The 13,817-nt window shown below is 64.5% G+C and carries 13 protein-coding genes; 8 read left to right on the top strand and 5 right to left on the bottom strand.

The features are described 5' to 3' along the window. Nucleotides 1-146 precede the first annotated feature (146 nt). Both CHB97_RS10945 and CHB97_RS10940 read left to right on the top strand, forming a co-directional pair. Nucleotides 147-908, top strand: a complete 762-nt coding sequence (locus CHB97_RS10945) for an SDR family NAD(P)-dependent oxidoreductase (RefSeq protein ID WP_089287995.1) — start codon at nt 147-149, stop codon at nt 906-908. Nucleotides 909-1,111: 203 nt separating this feature from the next. Beyond that, nucleotides 1,112-2,338, top strand: coding sequence for an NAD(P)/FAD-dependent oxidoreductase (locus CHB97_RS10940; protein ID WP_089287994.1), 1,227 nt, complete (start codon nt 1,112-1,114; stop codon nt 2,336-2,338). 33 nt (nt 2,339-2,371) lie between these two features. On the opposite strand, the gene CHB97_RS10935 is transcribed toward CHB97_RS10940, so the two are convergent. From CHB97_RS10935 to CHB97_RS10925, 3 genes are all read right to left on the bottom strand, one after another. After that, nucleotides 2,372-4,735, bottom strand: coding sequence for a TonB-dependent receptor (locus CHB97_RS10935; RefSeq protein ID WP_089287993.1), 2,364 nt, complete (start codon nt 4,733-4,735; stop codon nt 2,372-2,374). A gap of 11 nt (nt 4,736-4,746) precedes the next feature. Continuing rightward, entirely contained in the window at nt 4,747-5,733 is a 987-nt protein-coding gene (locus CHB97_RS10930; protein WP_089287992.1) for a FecR domain-containing protein, read from the bottom strand. A 79-nt stretch (nt 5,734-5,812) separates the two neighbouring features. Continuing rightward, a complete protein-coding gene (locus CHB97_RS10925; RefSeq protein ID WP_200819891.1) occupies nt 5,813-6,406 on the bottom strand; it encodes an RNA polymerase sigma factor in 594 nt (197 codons plus the stop codon). A 136-nt stretch (nt 6,407-6,542) separates the two neighbouring features. Here CHB97_RS10925 and CHB97_RS10920 point away from each other — a divergent pair, with 136 nt between their 5' ends. The 5 genes from CHB97_RS10920 to CHB97_RS10900 all read left to right on the top strand — a co-directional run bounded on the left by CHB97_RS10920 (nt 6,543) and on the right by CHB97_RS10900 (nt 11,365). Next, a complete protein-coding gene (locus tag CHB97_RS10920) occupies nt 6,543-7,259 on the top strand; it encodes a thermostable hemolysin (RefSeq protein WP_089367430.1) in 717 nt (238 codons plus the stop codon). Then, a complete protein-coding gene (locus tag CHB97_RS10915; protein WP_089287990.1) occupies nt 7,256-9,385 on the top strand; it encodes an AMP-binding protein in 2,130 nt (709 codons plus the stop codon). Before CHB97_RS10920 ends, CHB97_RS10915 begins: the two co-directional genes overlap by 4 nt. Further along, nucleotides 9,375-10,190: an SDR family NAD(P)-dependent oxidoreductase gene (locus CHB97_RS10910; protein ID WP_089287989.1), complete on the top strand. Its 816-nt coding sequence runs from the start codon at nt 9,375-9,377 to the stop codon at nt 10,188-10,190. The genes CHB97_RS10915 and CHB97_RS10910 overlap by 11 nt, the downstream gene beginning before the upstream one ends. Beyond that, on the top strand, nt 10,180-10,845 hold the full coding sequence (locus tag CHB97_RS10905) for a c-type cytochrome biogenesis protein (protein ID WP_089287988.1): 666 nt from the start codon (nt 10,180-10,182) through the stop codon (nt 10,843-10,845). Before CHB97_RS10910 ends, CHB97_RS10905 begins: the two co-directional genes overlap by 11 nt. A gap of 100 nt (nt 10,846-10,945) precedes the next feature. After that, nucleotides 10,946-11,365, top strand: a complete 420-nt coding sequence (locus CHB97_RS10900) for an SDR family NAD(P)-dependent oxidoreductase (RefSeq protein ID WP_244559496.1) — start codon at nt 10,946-10,948, stop codon at nt 11,363-11,365. Nucleotides 11,366-11,369: 4 nt separating this feature from the next. Here CHB97_RS10900 and CHB97_RS25905 read toward each other — a convergent pair whose 3' ends face one another. Continuing rightward, nucleotides 11,370-11,837, bottom strand: coding sequence for a hypothetical protein (locus CHB97_RS25905; protein WP_143270839.1), 468 nt, complete (start codon nt 11,835-11,837; stop codon nt 11,370-11,372). Between the two features lie 63 nt (nt 11,838-11,900). Here CHB97_RS25905 and CHB97_RS25900 point away from each other — a divergent pair, with 63 nt between their 5' ends. Beyond that, entirely contained in the window at nt 11,901-12,473 is a 573-nt protein-coding gene (locus tag CHB97_RS25900) for a hypothetical protein (RefSeq protein WP_143270837.1), read from the top strand. Between the two features lie 10 nt (nt 12,474-12,483). On the opposite strand, the gene CHB97_RS10895 is transcribed toward CHB97_RS25900, so the two are convergent. Then, nucleotides 12,484-13,776: a divergent polysaccharide deacetylase family protein gene (locus tag CHB97_RS10895; protein WP_089287987.1), complete on the bottom strand. Its 1,293-nt coding sequence runs from the start codon at nt 13,774-13,776 to the stop codon at nt 12,484-12,486. Nucleotides 13,777-13,817 lie beyond the last annotated feature (41 nt).

The raw sequence follows: 13,817 nt of genomic DNA, 5'->3' as shown, positions 1-13,817 counted from the left end.
TGGGCGCGGGGGACAGGAAAAACAAAAGGATTGCGGCGGTTTATATCGCCCTTGGCCGCCATCAACAAGGGATGGCGGCAGGGAAAGGGTGACGTTGGCGGTGTGATTTGCTCCTATGCAGCTTCCGTTTTGCAGGAAGGCACCCCATGCGCAACCCCGCCCATATCATGATCACCGGCGCTTCCAGCGGTATTGGGGAGGCTTTGGCGCTGGATTATGCTGGCCCCGGCATCCGGTTATCGCTGACCGGGCGGGATGCAGGGCGGCTGGCCTCGGTGGCGGATGCCTGCCGGGCCAAGGGGGCGCTGGTGACGGCGGATGTGCTGAATGTGGCCGACCGCACCGCCATGGCGGATTGGCTGGCCGCCCGCGATGGCGAAGCGCCCATCGATCTGGCCATCGCCAATGCCGGCATTTCGGCGGGCAGCGGCGGGGCGGTGGAAAGTGCTGAACAATCGCGGGAGATTTTTGCCGTCAATCTGGATGGGGTGCTGAACAGCATCCATCCGCTGATCCCCGCCATGACGGCGCGGGGAAGGGGGCAGATTGCCCTGATGGCCTCGCTGGCCAGTTTCCGGGGCCTGCCGGGGGCGGCATCCTATTGCGGGTCAAAGGCGGCGGTGCGGGTTTATGGAGAGGCGCTGCGGCTGGACCTGGCCCCGCAAGGCGTGGGCGTGACGGTGATCTGCCCCGGCTTCGTGGTCAGCCGCATCACGGCGAAGAACCGTTTCCCCATGCCCTTCCTGATGCAGGCCGCACCGGCGGCCCGACTGATCCGCCAGCGCCTGACCCGCAATCCCGCCCGCATCGCCTTCCCTTTGCCCACCTATGGCGTCTCCTGGCTGCTGGGCGTGCTACCGCCGGGGCTTGTGGATCGTGCGCTGATGCGGGCACCGCGCAAGGGGTGATCGCCAATGTGCGATGAGTAGAAACCGGGTGCGATGGTGAGCGGGAGAATGATCTTCTTGACAGTGTCGGTTATCGAACCGCTATGTCCCCTCCATCCTGCCAGTTGATGGTCAATGCCCGGCTGGAAGGCGTGTGCAGAAACATCGCACCGGATGATCGAACCTGGAACAATACCGGGCGATAGGGAGGAGGACCAAGGGTGATGCAGTCAAGGGATGTGGTGATTGTCGGGGCCGGCCATGCGGGCGCCCAATTGGCCCTGGCGCTGCGCCAGCAGCAATTCGCCGGCACCATCACACTGATCGGTGAAGAAGCCGATCTTCCCTATGAACGGCCGCCCTTGTCCAAGGATTATCTGGCCGGCGACAAGGCTTTTGACCGTCTTCTGCTGCGCCCAGCCGGCTTGTGGGCGGAACGCGGGGTGGCGTTCCAACTGGGCCGCCGGGTCGTCTCCATCGATCCGGCCCGCCACCTTGTCACCACCGATGACGGGGCGGAGCAGCTTTATGGCACGTTGGTCTGGGCTGCCGGCGGGCCGGCGCGGCGCCTGACCTGCCCGGGTGGCGATCTGGCCGGCATTCATACCATCCGCACCCGATCCGATGTCGACCGGCTGCGGGCGGAACTGCCCGATGTGCAGCGGGTGGTGGTGATCGGCGGCGGCTATATCGGGCTGGAGGCCGCCGCCGTGCTGCGCAAGGCCGGTAAGCCGGTCACCCTGCTGGAGGCACAGGACAGGGTGCTGGCCCGTGTGGCGGGGGAACCGCTCTCCCACTTCTATGCCCAGGAACACAGGGCACAGGGTGTCGATCTCCGTTTGGGCGTCAGCGTGTCCGGCCTGTCTGGACAGGGGGGACGGGTGGCGGCGGTGACGCTGGCCGATGGCACCCTGGTGCCGGCCGATCTGGTGATTGCCGGGATCGGCATCGTGCCCGCCGTTGCCCCCCTGCTGGCGGCCGGGGCGGCGGGGGGCAATGGTGTGGATGTTGATGCACAATGCAGGACCAGCCTGCCGGATATCTATGCCATCGGCGATTGTGCGGCGCAGGTCAGTGCCTATGCCGCCGGTGCGCGGGTGCGCATTGAATCTGTGCAGAATGCCATGGACCAGGCCGCCATCGTCGCCCGGCACCTGACCGGCGGCGAGGCCGGGGTGCCGGGCGTGCCGACTTTCTGGTCGAACCAGTATGATCTGCGCCTGCAGACCGTGGGTCTGTCCATCGGCCATGATCAGACGGTGTTGCGCGGCGATCCGGCGTCGCGCAGTTTCGCGGTGGTCTATCTGCGCGACGGCCGGGTGATTGCGCTGGATTGCGTCAATGCCGCACGGGATTTCATGCAGGGCAAGGCGCTGGTGGCCGCCGGGGCCAGGGTCCCGGCGGAGCAATTGGCGGATGTGACGATAGCGTTGAAGGATGTGCTTGTGTGAGCGCTGGCAAGGCGGGCCGCATGGGCACCCCGCCTATTGCTCCCAGCCGATGCTGAGCCTGAAAGTGCGCGGGCGCAGCGGGGTGGTCTGGGGGCCGGCGGGCAGGGTGAAGGGATTGCCATAGGCGAACTGGTTGGCGTCGCTGTCCAGGATATTATCCACCGCCAGACCCAGCGACCAGCCGCCGTTCCCCGCCAGTTTCAGCCGTCCGTTCAGCTGATTGACCGGGCCCTGGCGGATGGTGTTGCTGAAGGTCAGGTGGGTGCGGCCGGTATGGGTGTAATCGAGCGCTGCCAGCAGATGCGCCTGATCGCTGATGGCCCCCTGCCAGGAAAGGCTGGCACTGCCGCTGAGATGGGCGGCACCGGGAAGGCCCCCTTCCGTCCGGCCGGCAAAGGCGGGGGCAACGCGGGTCAGTTCCGGGTCGTTCAGGATCACGGTCGCATCCAGCCGCCAGGGGCCCAGATGCAGGCGGGGGGCGATCTCAATCCCGGTATTGCTGCCATCCCCGGCATTGGTGGTGACGGTCAGCCCATCGGCGCGCAACTGATCGGTCTGGATATTGCGCCAGCGCGCATGGAAAATGGCGGCATCCAGGGCCAGCCGCCCCTGCCAGAGCGATAGTTTGGTGCCCAGTTCATAATTCCACAGCTCATCGGTGCCGAAGCGTGCGGCCCGGTAATCGTCAGCCGGGCCTTGCCCGGCCTCTTCAATATTGATGCCGCCGGGCCGGTACCCCTCCGTCATCTGGGCATAGAAGCTGGCACCCTCCCAAGGGTGCCAGGTCACGGCCAGTTTGGGGGTGTAATCCGTTTCCTTGGCGTATCCTTCCGTCTCGGCCACCGATGCGGCGGGGGCCAGGGCCTTGGCCTCCACCTCCTGCGCCACATGGAACAGGCGGCCGCCGGTCGTCAGGGTCCAGTGGGGGAGAAAGCGCCAGGATAATTCCCCGAACAAGGCCGCTTCCTTCACCGTATCATCACGGTCGCGCCGCCACAGGTCGCTGCCAAGGGTGGCCGCCTTGGTCAGGCGGCGGCTGGATTGCGCCGTCTGCTGCGACAGGTGCAGCCCGCCCAGCCAGCGGATGGCAGCATCCTCATCATTATCACTGGTCAGCCGGGTTTCATGGGTCCAGAGCCGGGATAATTGCGCCTCATGAAACAGGGCGGGCTGGGCGGGCAGCCCGGCCAGGGCTGGCACCGCCGTGCTGGCATCATAAAAACTGTCAATCTCGTGCCGCACAAAGGCGGTGGTGCTGTGCAGCTGGGCAAAGGGCAGGCTGCCGGTCAGGGTGACATGCGCCTCGTCGAAATCATTGTCATGCGGTTCGGCCAGTTGCGCGGCGCGGGTGCAGCAGCCGCGCCGCCCCTGGATATAATGGCTGTCATCGGTGTCGATCAGTTGATAGGTGCCGCCCAGTTCCAGCCGCCAATCCTCCGCCGGGATCAGGGTGAACAGGGCGCGGCCGCCCTGCATGTCGGTGCGGTCGATATTATGCCGGCCCGCCGTATCGATCACCCCGCCTTCCCGTTCCGCATAAAGCGCCAGCCGCATTCCCAGCCGGTCGGTCAGCAGCGGCTGGTTTAACACCGCCTCCACCCCGCCGCCGGGGGCGCCGCTGCGGGTCAGGCTGCCATAAAGCCGGGCTTGTGCAGACCGCTCCGACAGGTCGGGGGCCGCCGGCACGATGCGCAGGATGCCGCCGATGGAGCCACCGCCATACAGCGTGCCCTGGGGCCCGCGCAGCACCTCCACCCGGTCCACATCGATCAGGTGCAGATGCGGGTCGGGCGCATTGTAATTGACCTTGGCATTATCCAGATACAGGCCCACCGTCGCTTGGGTCTGGCCGGTGAAGGCGCTGTCGGACAGGCCACGGATCGCCAGCTTGTTTCGCCCCGGCCCCAGATGCGTGCTGCCCACCCCGCCCAGCAGGGGCAGGGCGGCATCCGGGTCAGACGTGCCAAGCCGGGCCAGATCGGCCGCTGTCAGCCAGCCCACAGAAACGGGCAGGCTGGCCGGATCGGCCCCACGCTTGGTCGCGGTGACGATGATGGATTCCATTGGCACCACCGCCGGGCGTGCGGCGGCGGGCCGCACGTGCGGGGGGGCCAAGACTTCCAGGCGAAAGGCACCGGGGCCGACCTTGCGGAAGCCCAGCCCGGTCCCGGCCAGCAGCTGGGTCAGCGCTTGTTCGGGGCTCAAGGCGCCGCTGGCACCGGGGCTGTGCCGCCCCGCCAGCGGCTGATCCCCGCCGATGGAAATGCCCGTCTGCTGTGACAGGGCGGCCAGCGCGCCGCCCAGGGGACCGGCCGGAACGGCAATTCCCCCCTCGGCCGCCAGGGCTGGCGGCACGGTCAGCAGCAGGGCAAGGGCGGAAACCGGCAGAAGACGCAAGGCGGGGACCGTCAGGGACGTTTTGAGAGCACGAACCTATCACCCTGGCGCACCACCGCAATGGGCAGCAGCCCCTGCAAGGTTTCCAGCAGCACCGCCTGATCCGCATCCAGCCGCAGCACACCGGAAAAATGCAGGGCCGCCGCCGCCCCTTCCGCCCGCATGGGCAGCGGATAATGGCGGGACAGTTCGGCCAGCACCTGCGGCAGCGGCGCATTGTCAAAGGACAGGCGGCCTTGCGTCCAGGCGGTGGCGGCCTGTGCATCCACCGTGGTGACGGGGCCGGGCGGCTGGCCTTGCGCCGCGCTGATCTGCTGCCCCGGCGTCAGGCGGACCTTGGCCCCGCCTGTCTGGTCACCGACATCCACCAGCCCGCGTGTGACGGTGACCGTCACCGACCGGTCCAGGTGGCGGACATTGAAGGCCGTACCGACCACAGTGACCAGCCGTTCACCGGCCGCCACGGTAAAGGGGCGGGCAGCATCCTTGGCCACATCAAACAGCGCCTCCCCCTGTTCCAGCACCACGGCGCGGCGGTCGGCGGACAGGGCGACGCTTAAGCGGGTGCCGCTGTTCAGAATGATGCTGGATCCGTCGGCCAGTGTCACCGTGCGGCGCTGGCCTTGTCCGGTTTCAAACAGTTCCGGCAGCGGGGTTGGCGTGTGGCGACCGGTCAGCGTCAGGGCCAAAGCGGCAGCGGCGGCCGCCGCCCCGCCCAGGAACCAGCGGCGCGACCGGTTGGCCGGGGCGGCGGGCTCAGCTTTTCGCCGGCTGGCCAGATCAATGATGGCGGCCTGCGGCTCCGCCGGCAGTGCCTCCACCTGCCGCCACAGGCTTTCCACCTGATCATAGGCGCGGCGGTGGCTGGGATCAGCCTCCAGCCATTCGGTGAAGGCCAGCCAGACCGCCTGATCGGCATCGCCCTGCAGGCGGGCGTGCCAATCCGCCGCCTGTTCCAGGCGGGGATCAAGGGGCGTATCGGTTGGGCGGTTCACCATGGGGCGGCTTCTGGTTCGGGCTTTGTCCTGTTGACGTCACGGAAGGGGCGGTACCCCACCCGTCTGGATGAAATATTTTTCATTCAAGGCGACGGCCCAGCCGTTTCAACAGGTTCTTCATCGCCGCCGCCATGTGTTTTTCCACCGCACTGCGCGAAATGCCCAGGCTGGCGGCGACCTCTGCATGGGGGCGGCCCTGCAGCTTGTGCATTTCAAACACGCGCTTGCCCTGCGGCGGCAGCGCGTCGATGGCATCGCGCAGCAGGCGCAGTTCCTGGCGACCGGATGCCACCTGCTCTGCCGTCGGTGCCTCGGCAATCGGTTCGGGGCCGTCGACCAGGGCATTGGCGGACAGCCATTCCCCATCGCGGGCCGCCGCGCGCGATCCGCTGCGCTGCCGGTCAAAGGCCAGATTAAGCGCCATGCGGTTCAGGAAGGCCGGCACATTCGCCACCGCCTCCCCCCCATCAGGCAGGGCGGCCAGCCTTTCATACATTTCCTGCACGATGTCTTCCGCCTCCGCCGCACTGCCCGTGCGCGCTGTCAGCAGCCGCAGCAGAAAGGCGCGGTGTTCCAGATAGGCGGCGATCAGGGGCGGGGGCGGGGAAATGGCGTCAACCTGAACTGGGCGAAGACTGCCTTCCGATATAGCCCCCGGACCCTGCCCGATCAATGCGGCAGGTCATATCCGACACAGTGCAGAAAATTTTTCTGTTCGCACCTGCGGTCCGCTGCGGGCGGCGCCGTCATCCCCATGAAGGCCGGTTGATCCGGCCAACCCAACCGGCGGAGCGACGCCTGTGATTGAGATGTTGATGCGCGATGAGGATGGGGTGCGCGGCCACCTGCGGTTCGATGCCGAACGGCTGGGCAGCCTGACCCGCTGCCGCCCGGCGGTGGTGGCCATCACCCACCATTTCGCCCCCGAACGGCGGCGGGTGGAGGCGATGATCCGCCACACCTATGCGCAGACCTATGGCGGCGATATCGCCGTGACCCACCCGATGTTGATGAGCCTGCGGGACGCTGACGACCGTATCCTGGCCGGTGTCGGCTTCCGCCCGGCCGGCAGCGGCCCGCTGTTCCTGGAAACCTATCTTGACCGCCCGGTGGAAGCCCTGATCCCCGGTGGGCCGCAACGGCCCGCCATTGTGGAGATCGGCAATCTGGCGGCGGCGGAGCCCGGTGCCTCCTATCTGCTGTTCATGGCGCTGGCTGCTTATCTGCATGGGCAGGGCTTTGAAAAGGCGGTGGTCACCGCCACCCGCCCCCTGCGCCGGCTGTTCCGCCATATCGGCTTTGATGCGCTGGAACTGGGCCGGGCCCGGCCGGAGCGGATCGGCCCGGCCGCCGCTGCCTGGGGCAGCTATTACGCCAATGACCCGCGCGTCGTCTGCGGCAATGTCGCCTTTGGTGCCGACTGCCTGGACCGCTTCCTGGCCGGCGATGCGCGCGAGGTGCTGCCGACCCATCCCACCTTTCCCCGTCTGCATCCCGCCGTCCCGGCGACCGAGGTGACTGCATGAGCCGCGTTCTTTCCGCCCTGCGGACCTATGCCCCGGATCAGCCCGCCATCAATGACTGGACCTATGGGGCACTGGCCGGGGCCGTGGATCAGCTGGCTGCCGATCTCAGCGGCATCATCGGTGATGGGCGCCAGCCCGTTGCCGTGGAGGCCGGCAACGCCGCCGCCTGGGCGCTGCTGGATCTGGCCTTGCTGGATTTGGGCGTGCCATCTCTGCCGCTGCCGGGCTTTTTCACCGCCGACCAGCGCCGCCACGCCCTGGGCGATGCCGGGGCCGGCTGGCTGGTGACGGACAAGGCGGTGCCGGGTGCGGTGGCCCTGCCGGTGGGTGAAGAGACGCTCTATCTCCAGCGCCTGGATCATGCGCCGGTTGCCCTGCCGGCGGGCACGGCCAAGATCACTTATACTTCGGGCACGACGGGGGCACCCAAGGGCGTGTGCCTGTCGGCCGCCGGGCTGGAGCAGGTGGCCGCCTCCCTGGTGCAGGTGATCGGGGCCGATTATGCCGGCCGGCATGTCGCCATCCTGCCTTTGCCGGTGCTGCTGGAAAATGTGGCGGGGCTTTACTGCACGCTGCTGGCCGGTGGCCATTATCTGGCCGTGTCCCCCGCCACCCTGGGGCTGGAACAGCCGTTCCAGCCGGATTTCGCCCGGCTTCTCGCTGCCCTGTCCATCCTGCGGGCCAACAGTATCATCCTGGTGCCGGAACTGCTGCGCGGCCTGATGGCGGCCATGGCGCAGGGCGGGCGCTTCCTGCCCGATCTGCGGCTGGTGGCCGTGGGTGGGGCGCGGGTGGCACCGTCCCTGCTGGCCCAGGCCGGCATGTTGGGCCTGCCCGTCTATCAAGGCTATGGCCTGTCGGAATGCGGGTCGGTGGTGGCGCTGAACACGCCCGCCGCCAACCGGGTCGGCAGTGTTGGCCGCGTGCTGCCGCATCTGCACCTGGAGATTGACCCGGCCACGGGGGAGGTCAGCCTCAATAACCATGCCTTTCTGGGCTATGTCGGCGGTGAAGCGGCGCCGGTCCGCATCGCCACCGCCGATCTGGGCAGCCTGGATGGCGAGGGTTTCCTGTCCATCCAGGGCCGGTCGCGCAATGTCATCATCAATAGTTTCGGCCGCAATATCGCCCCGGAATGGGTGGAATCCGAACTGACCGCCCAGCCGGAAATCCTGCAGGCCGTGCTGTTCGGCGATGGGCGGGCGGATCTGACGGCCCTGATCGTGCCCAGCCGGTTCGGCCAGGATGCGGCAGCCCTGTCCCTGGCCGTGGCGCGGGCCAATGGGGCCTTACCGCCCTATGCCAGGGTCGCCCGCTGGCACGCGGTGCCCGCCTTCACCCCCCTGAACGGCCAACTGACCCCCAATGGCCGGCCGCGCCGCGATGCCATCGCCGCCGCCCATGCCGCCCTGTTTTCCCCGGATGAGGATGAAGCCCCCATGCCCCAACCCTTCTTCGACCGTCTGGTGACGGAGACGGAGCCGGCGCGCCTTGCCCTGCTGTCCGTGCCGCAGATACAAGATGGCCTGACCGGGCGGATCAGCCTGGACACCTATATCGCCTATCTGACAGAGGCCTATCACCATGTGAAGCACACCGTGCCGCTGATGCGCGCCGCCCGCGTCGCCCTGCGTCCTGACCAGACATGGCTGATCCCCGCGCTTGACGAATATATCGAGGAGGAAGAGGGGCACGAGGAATGGATTCTCAACGATATCCGCCATGCCGGCGGTGACGCAGAAGCGGTGCGCCATGGCACGCCGCGCGCGGCCACCCAGGCCATGGTGGACACAGCCTATCGCTTCATCCGGGAAGAGAATGCCGCCGGCTTCTTCGGCATGGTCTATGTGCTGGAAGGCACCAGCACCGCCATCGCCACCCATGGGGCGGAAGCGGTGCGCACATCCCTGAACCTGCCGAAAACCTGCTTCACCTATCTGACCAGCCATGGGGCGCTGGATATCCAGCATATGGAATTCTTCCGCACGCTGATGAATCAGGTGATCGATCGGCGCGACCAGCAGGCGATCATCACCATGGCGAACCGGATTTTCGGCCTGTTTGCCGACCTGTTCCGCGCCATCCCCCACAGCCGTCCTTCGCAAGAGGTGCGCCATGTCGCATGATGACAGCCTGGAAGGGCGTACCGTTCTGGTCACCGGCGGGGCCGGCGGCATCGGGTCGCCCCTGGTCAGCCTGCTGCGCAATCGCGGGGCCCAGGTCACCACGCTGGGCCGGGGGGAAATGCCGGGCCGGCATATCTGCGCCGACCTGTCGACCCCGGCCGGCATCGCGCTGGCCGCCGAACAGGCCCGGCTGCTGGCCCCGCAGATGCTGTTCAACATCGCCGGCCGGCAATATTTCGGCCCGCTGGAAGGCCAGCCCCCCGCCGATCTGGCGGCCGATTATCTGGTCAATCTGGTGGCGCCGGTGACCCTGGCCCAGGCCGTGCTGCCAATGATGAAGCAGCGGGGCCGGGGCCATATTGTCAATGTCGGCTCCGTCTTCGGTTCGATCAATTTCGCGCATTTCGCCGGCTATTCCAGCGCCAAGGCCGGGCTGAAAGGGTTCAGCCAGGCCCTGCGGCGGGAGGTGCGGGGAACCGGCATCATCGTGTGCCATGTGGCCCCCCGCGCCGTGCGCACCGGCTTTAACGGGCCGCTGGTGCAGCGCTTTGCTGAATTGACCGGCATGACGTTGGATGACCCGATCCATGTCGCCCGCCGCATCCTATCGGCCGCCCAGACGGGCAAGGCCGAAACAATCATCGGCTGGCCGGAAGCCTTTTTCACCCGCCTGAACGCCCTGTTCCCCGGTCTGGTCGACCGGGCGCTGGCCGGCAATGACGCCAAGGCCGCCAGCCTGTTCACCCATCCGACACCCAGTGTCGCCAAAGCTGCCCCGATCCGGGAGGAAAACCATGCGCGTTGACAAGAAACTGATCCTGGCCGCCCTGTCCCTGTTGCTGGCCGGTTCCGCCGCCGCCTCGGCCGATCCGGCCTTGGATGCCCGGATCGCCGAGCTACAAAGCGGCTGGGCCCATGTGAAATATGAGGTGAAGGGCGAGGAGGCGCAGCTTTCCGGCATGGAGGCGCTGGCCGCACAGGCCAAAACGCTGACCGCCGCCTATCCCGGCAAGGCCGAACCGCTGGTCTGGGAGGCCATCATCCTGTCATCGGAGGCCGGCATCAAGGGCGGCATGGGCGCGCTCTCGCTGGTGAAGGATGCCAGAGCCAAACTGGAAACAGCCGAGAAGATCGACGCGACCGTGCTGGACGGGTCCGTCAACACCTCGCTGGGCAGTCTCTATTATCAAGTGCCGGGTTTCCCCATCGGCTTTGGCAGCGACAAGAAGGCCAAGGCCTATCTGGAAAAGGCGCTGGCGCAGAATCCCGACGGGATTGATCCCAATTACTTCTATGGCGATTTCCTGTTCCGCCAGGGGGATTATGCCAAGGCCCGCGACGTGCTGAACCATGCGCTGGCGGCGCCCCCCCGTCCAGGCCGGGAAGTGGCCGATGCCGGGCGGCGCGAGGAAATCAAGACTGTGCTGGCGCAGGTGGAAACCAAGCTGGCGAAACGCTAGGAATGCCCGCTTCGCGGTGAATGATGCCCCCCTGATCGGGCCCGATCAGGGGGGAAAGTGCTGAACCATCGCGGGAGATTTTTGCCGTCAATCTGGATGGGTGCTGAACAGTATCCATCCGTTGATCCCGGCCATGACGGCGCGGGGCAGGGGGCAGATCGCCCTGACGGCCTCACTGGCCAGTTTCCGGGGCCTGCCGGGGGCCGCATCTTATTGCGGGTCAAAGGCGGCGCTGCGGGTGTATGGGGAGGCGCTGCGGCTGGACCTGGCCCCGCAAGGCGTGGGCGTGACGGTGATCTGCCCCGGCTTCGTGGTCAGCCGCATCACGGCGAAGAACCGTTTCCCCATGCCCTTCCTGATGCAGGCAGCACCGGCGGCCCGGCTGATCCGCCAGCGCCTGACCCGCAATCCCGCCCGCATCGCCTTCCCTTTGCCCACCTATGGCGTCTCCTGGCTGCTGGGCGTGTTGCCACCGGGGCTGCTGGACCGTGTGCTGATGCGGGCACCGCGCAAGGGGTGAGATGTTAATTTATGGTATAGTCAATTATTTTCCATGTTCCGTTTTGATCTCTTGTCATTTTTACCTCTTCTGTCGCCAAGTAATCGCTTGTGTATAAGGAGTATCTTACGGTTTTAAGTATATTTTTTTTTGGAACAATAGTTCCAGTATAATAAAAATTTTCATCTTTATTATAGATCAAAATTCTAAAATTTTCCCTAGATGAGTCTTCTTTTTTTAAGAATTCAATTTCTTTTGGCCAAGGTTGAAAATTAGATTTCATTTTCTTCATTAACTTCCACCATATGTTTTTCGATATTCTTGTTTTGGTGGAATCGTCAAGCATTTCATAGGAGTATTCATAATTTTCTCTGTCGTTATTTTTGAGAAAATCTTCAGATACCGTTAGGTGATTGTTGATGTTTTCTTGAGATGGCGCTTCTTTGGTGAAAAAGAAGAACGCTAACATAAAATAAATACACTTTTTCATCATTGACTCCTTTTGTGTTCTGGGTGATGATTTTAAAAATTTTTGCCATAGCGAGGAAAAAAATCAATGAATTTAAGTCAGGCAGACGCCATTATTTTTGGAACCGTGGTTTTAGTGTGTGCTTTGGCTTTTGTGCCAATTATTCCTGCAATTCTAATATTTATATTATTTCCATCTGGAAGAGTTGCGGTTACTGGTAAATTTTCTGGATTTAATGTTAAAACAACGGGCGCATTTGCAGGGTATTTTCTTATTTTTACTTGTATTTCTATTATCATTAAGCCAATAATTAAAGAAATGCCTTCTATTGTGGGTGGGTCATGGAAAATTGAGTCTGATGTTATTTTCTATGACAATGGAAAGAAGCTAGATTTAACTACGGATAGATTAATGATAATTGAAACTATACCAAAAACAATTGATTCGAAAAACGGGGTGGTAGAAATCAGGGTTCCGGAAATTGAAGGTAAAATACCGCAATTTTTCTTAACTTCTGGAGAAATGAAATCAAAGAAAGTAAAAATAGATATTAATAATCCGGATGCGGGAATAGTTGTAGATAAAAAAAATAGAATAGTAAAAATTGAAAAAATAGAACTATTTAGGAGGGCGGGTGGAGGGATAAATATGGATCAGTGAAAAGTATTTATCACCGATCCGCCTGCCGGTTCACCACCGCCGTCACCGGGGCCAGCACGATGCCCCGGTCGCGCAAGGTGCCGGCCCAGAGCGACAGCCGTTCGATCACCACCGGGTTCTGCGCCTCCGCGAACCCCACGGCCACGCCATTGGCCTGGGCCAGCCGTTCCAGCTGGGCCAGCTGTTCATCAATGCCGATGGCGGACGGCATCCGGTCGATCTGCAGATCGCTGAAGGCGCGGGGCAGGGAGAGTTCCTTGGCCAGCGGGGCCACCTTGCTGCCCTGTACCTGCCAGAGGTCCAGATAGATCAGCCCGCGCCGCTGCACCTGTTGCAGCACGGCGCGCAGATTATCATGCTGAGTCAGGAAGGCGGTGCCGCTGTCGGTGCGGCTGGTCAGGCCGACATAGCCGGTGAAGGCGGCCAGCGTCGCCTCCAGCCGCTTCACATTTTCCTCATCCGACAGGGTCGTCAGCAGGGTGTTGGCGCCGGGGTCGCTGGCGGGATAGCCCTGGGGCTGCATCGGCACGGCCAGCAGCACCTCATGCCCCTTGTCCCGCGCCTCATCCACCAGGGGTTGGGGCTGTGGGGTGGTGGGGGCGAAGGCGAAGCTGACGGCGCCGGGCAGGCGGGCGATGGCCGTCTGGGTGGCGGCGGCGGACTGGCCCATCCCCGTCACCACAATGGCGATGCGCGGGCGCTTGTCATCCTGGGGGAAGGGGCGGGCATAATGCTGCCAGGGGGCGGTGCCGTCCGCCGCCACCTTGGGCACCAGCCCCACGCGCAGCCGTTCCAGCAACAGGTCGTTGCGGGATGGCTGTAACGTCACCGGCATATCCACCGGGTCCAGCGGGGCTTCCTCTGCCTTGGGTGCCGCCTCCGCCGCTGGGGCATCGGGGAAGCGGGGCGTGCCGTCAGGCAGCAGCACGGCCAGTTTCGGCCCCACCTGGCGCGACGCGGTCAGCCGGTCGGCCGTGTCATGGGCCGTCAGCGCCAGCCAGACGGCGGTGCCGGCCAGCACCAGCAGAAATACCCCCGCCACTGCCCCGGCCGCGACCAGCGGTTTAGAGAGCGGCGGCCGATCCCCCTTGGCCGCCGCCGCGGTCTTGCCCCGCCTTTTCGGCGCGGGCAGGTCATCGCCATCGGCGGCTGCATCCAGGTTGAGGAAGGGGTCCGCCTTGGCCTTGTCGGCCTTCCCGCCCTTCTTGCCGACGCCGAAACGGGCCGCCAGCACGGCCGCGCTGTCGTCCTTCGCCTTTTCGGCGCCCGTTTTGGGCTTCTTGCTGAGCAGGGAGAGGGCCACGGGTCAGCGTTTTCGTTTCAGCGGGACGGGAAAGGGCAAGA

Source organism: Azospirillum sp. RU38E, from assembly GCF_900188385.1.
Classification (GTDB): Bacteria; Pseudomonadota; Alphaproteobacteria; order Azospirillales; family Azospirillaceae; genus Niveispirillum.
Note: the sequence above shows the minus strand (reverse complement) of the source record. Positions and strands in the feature narration are given on the sequence as shown.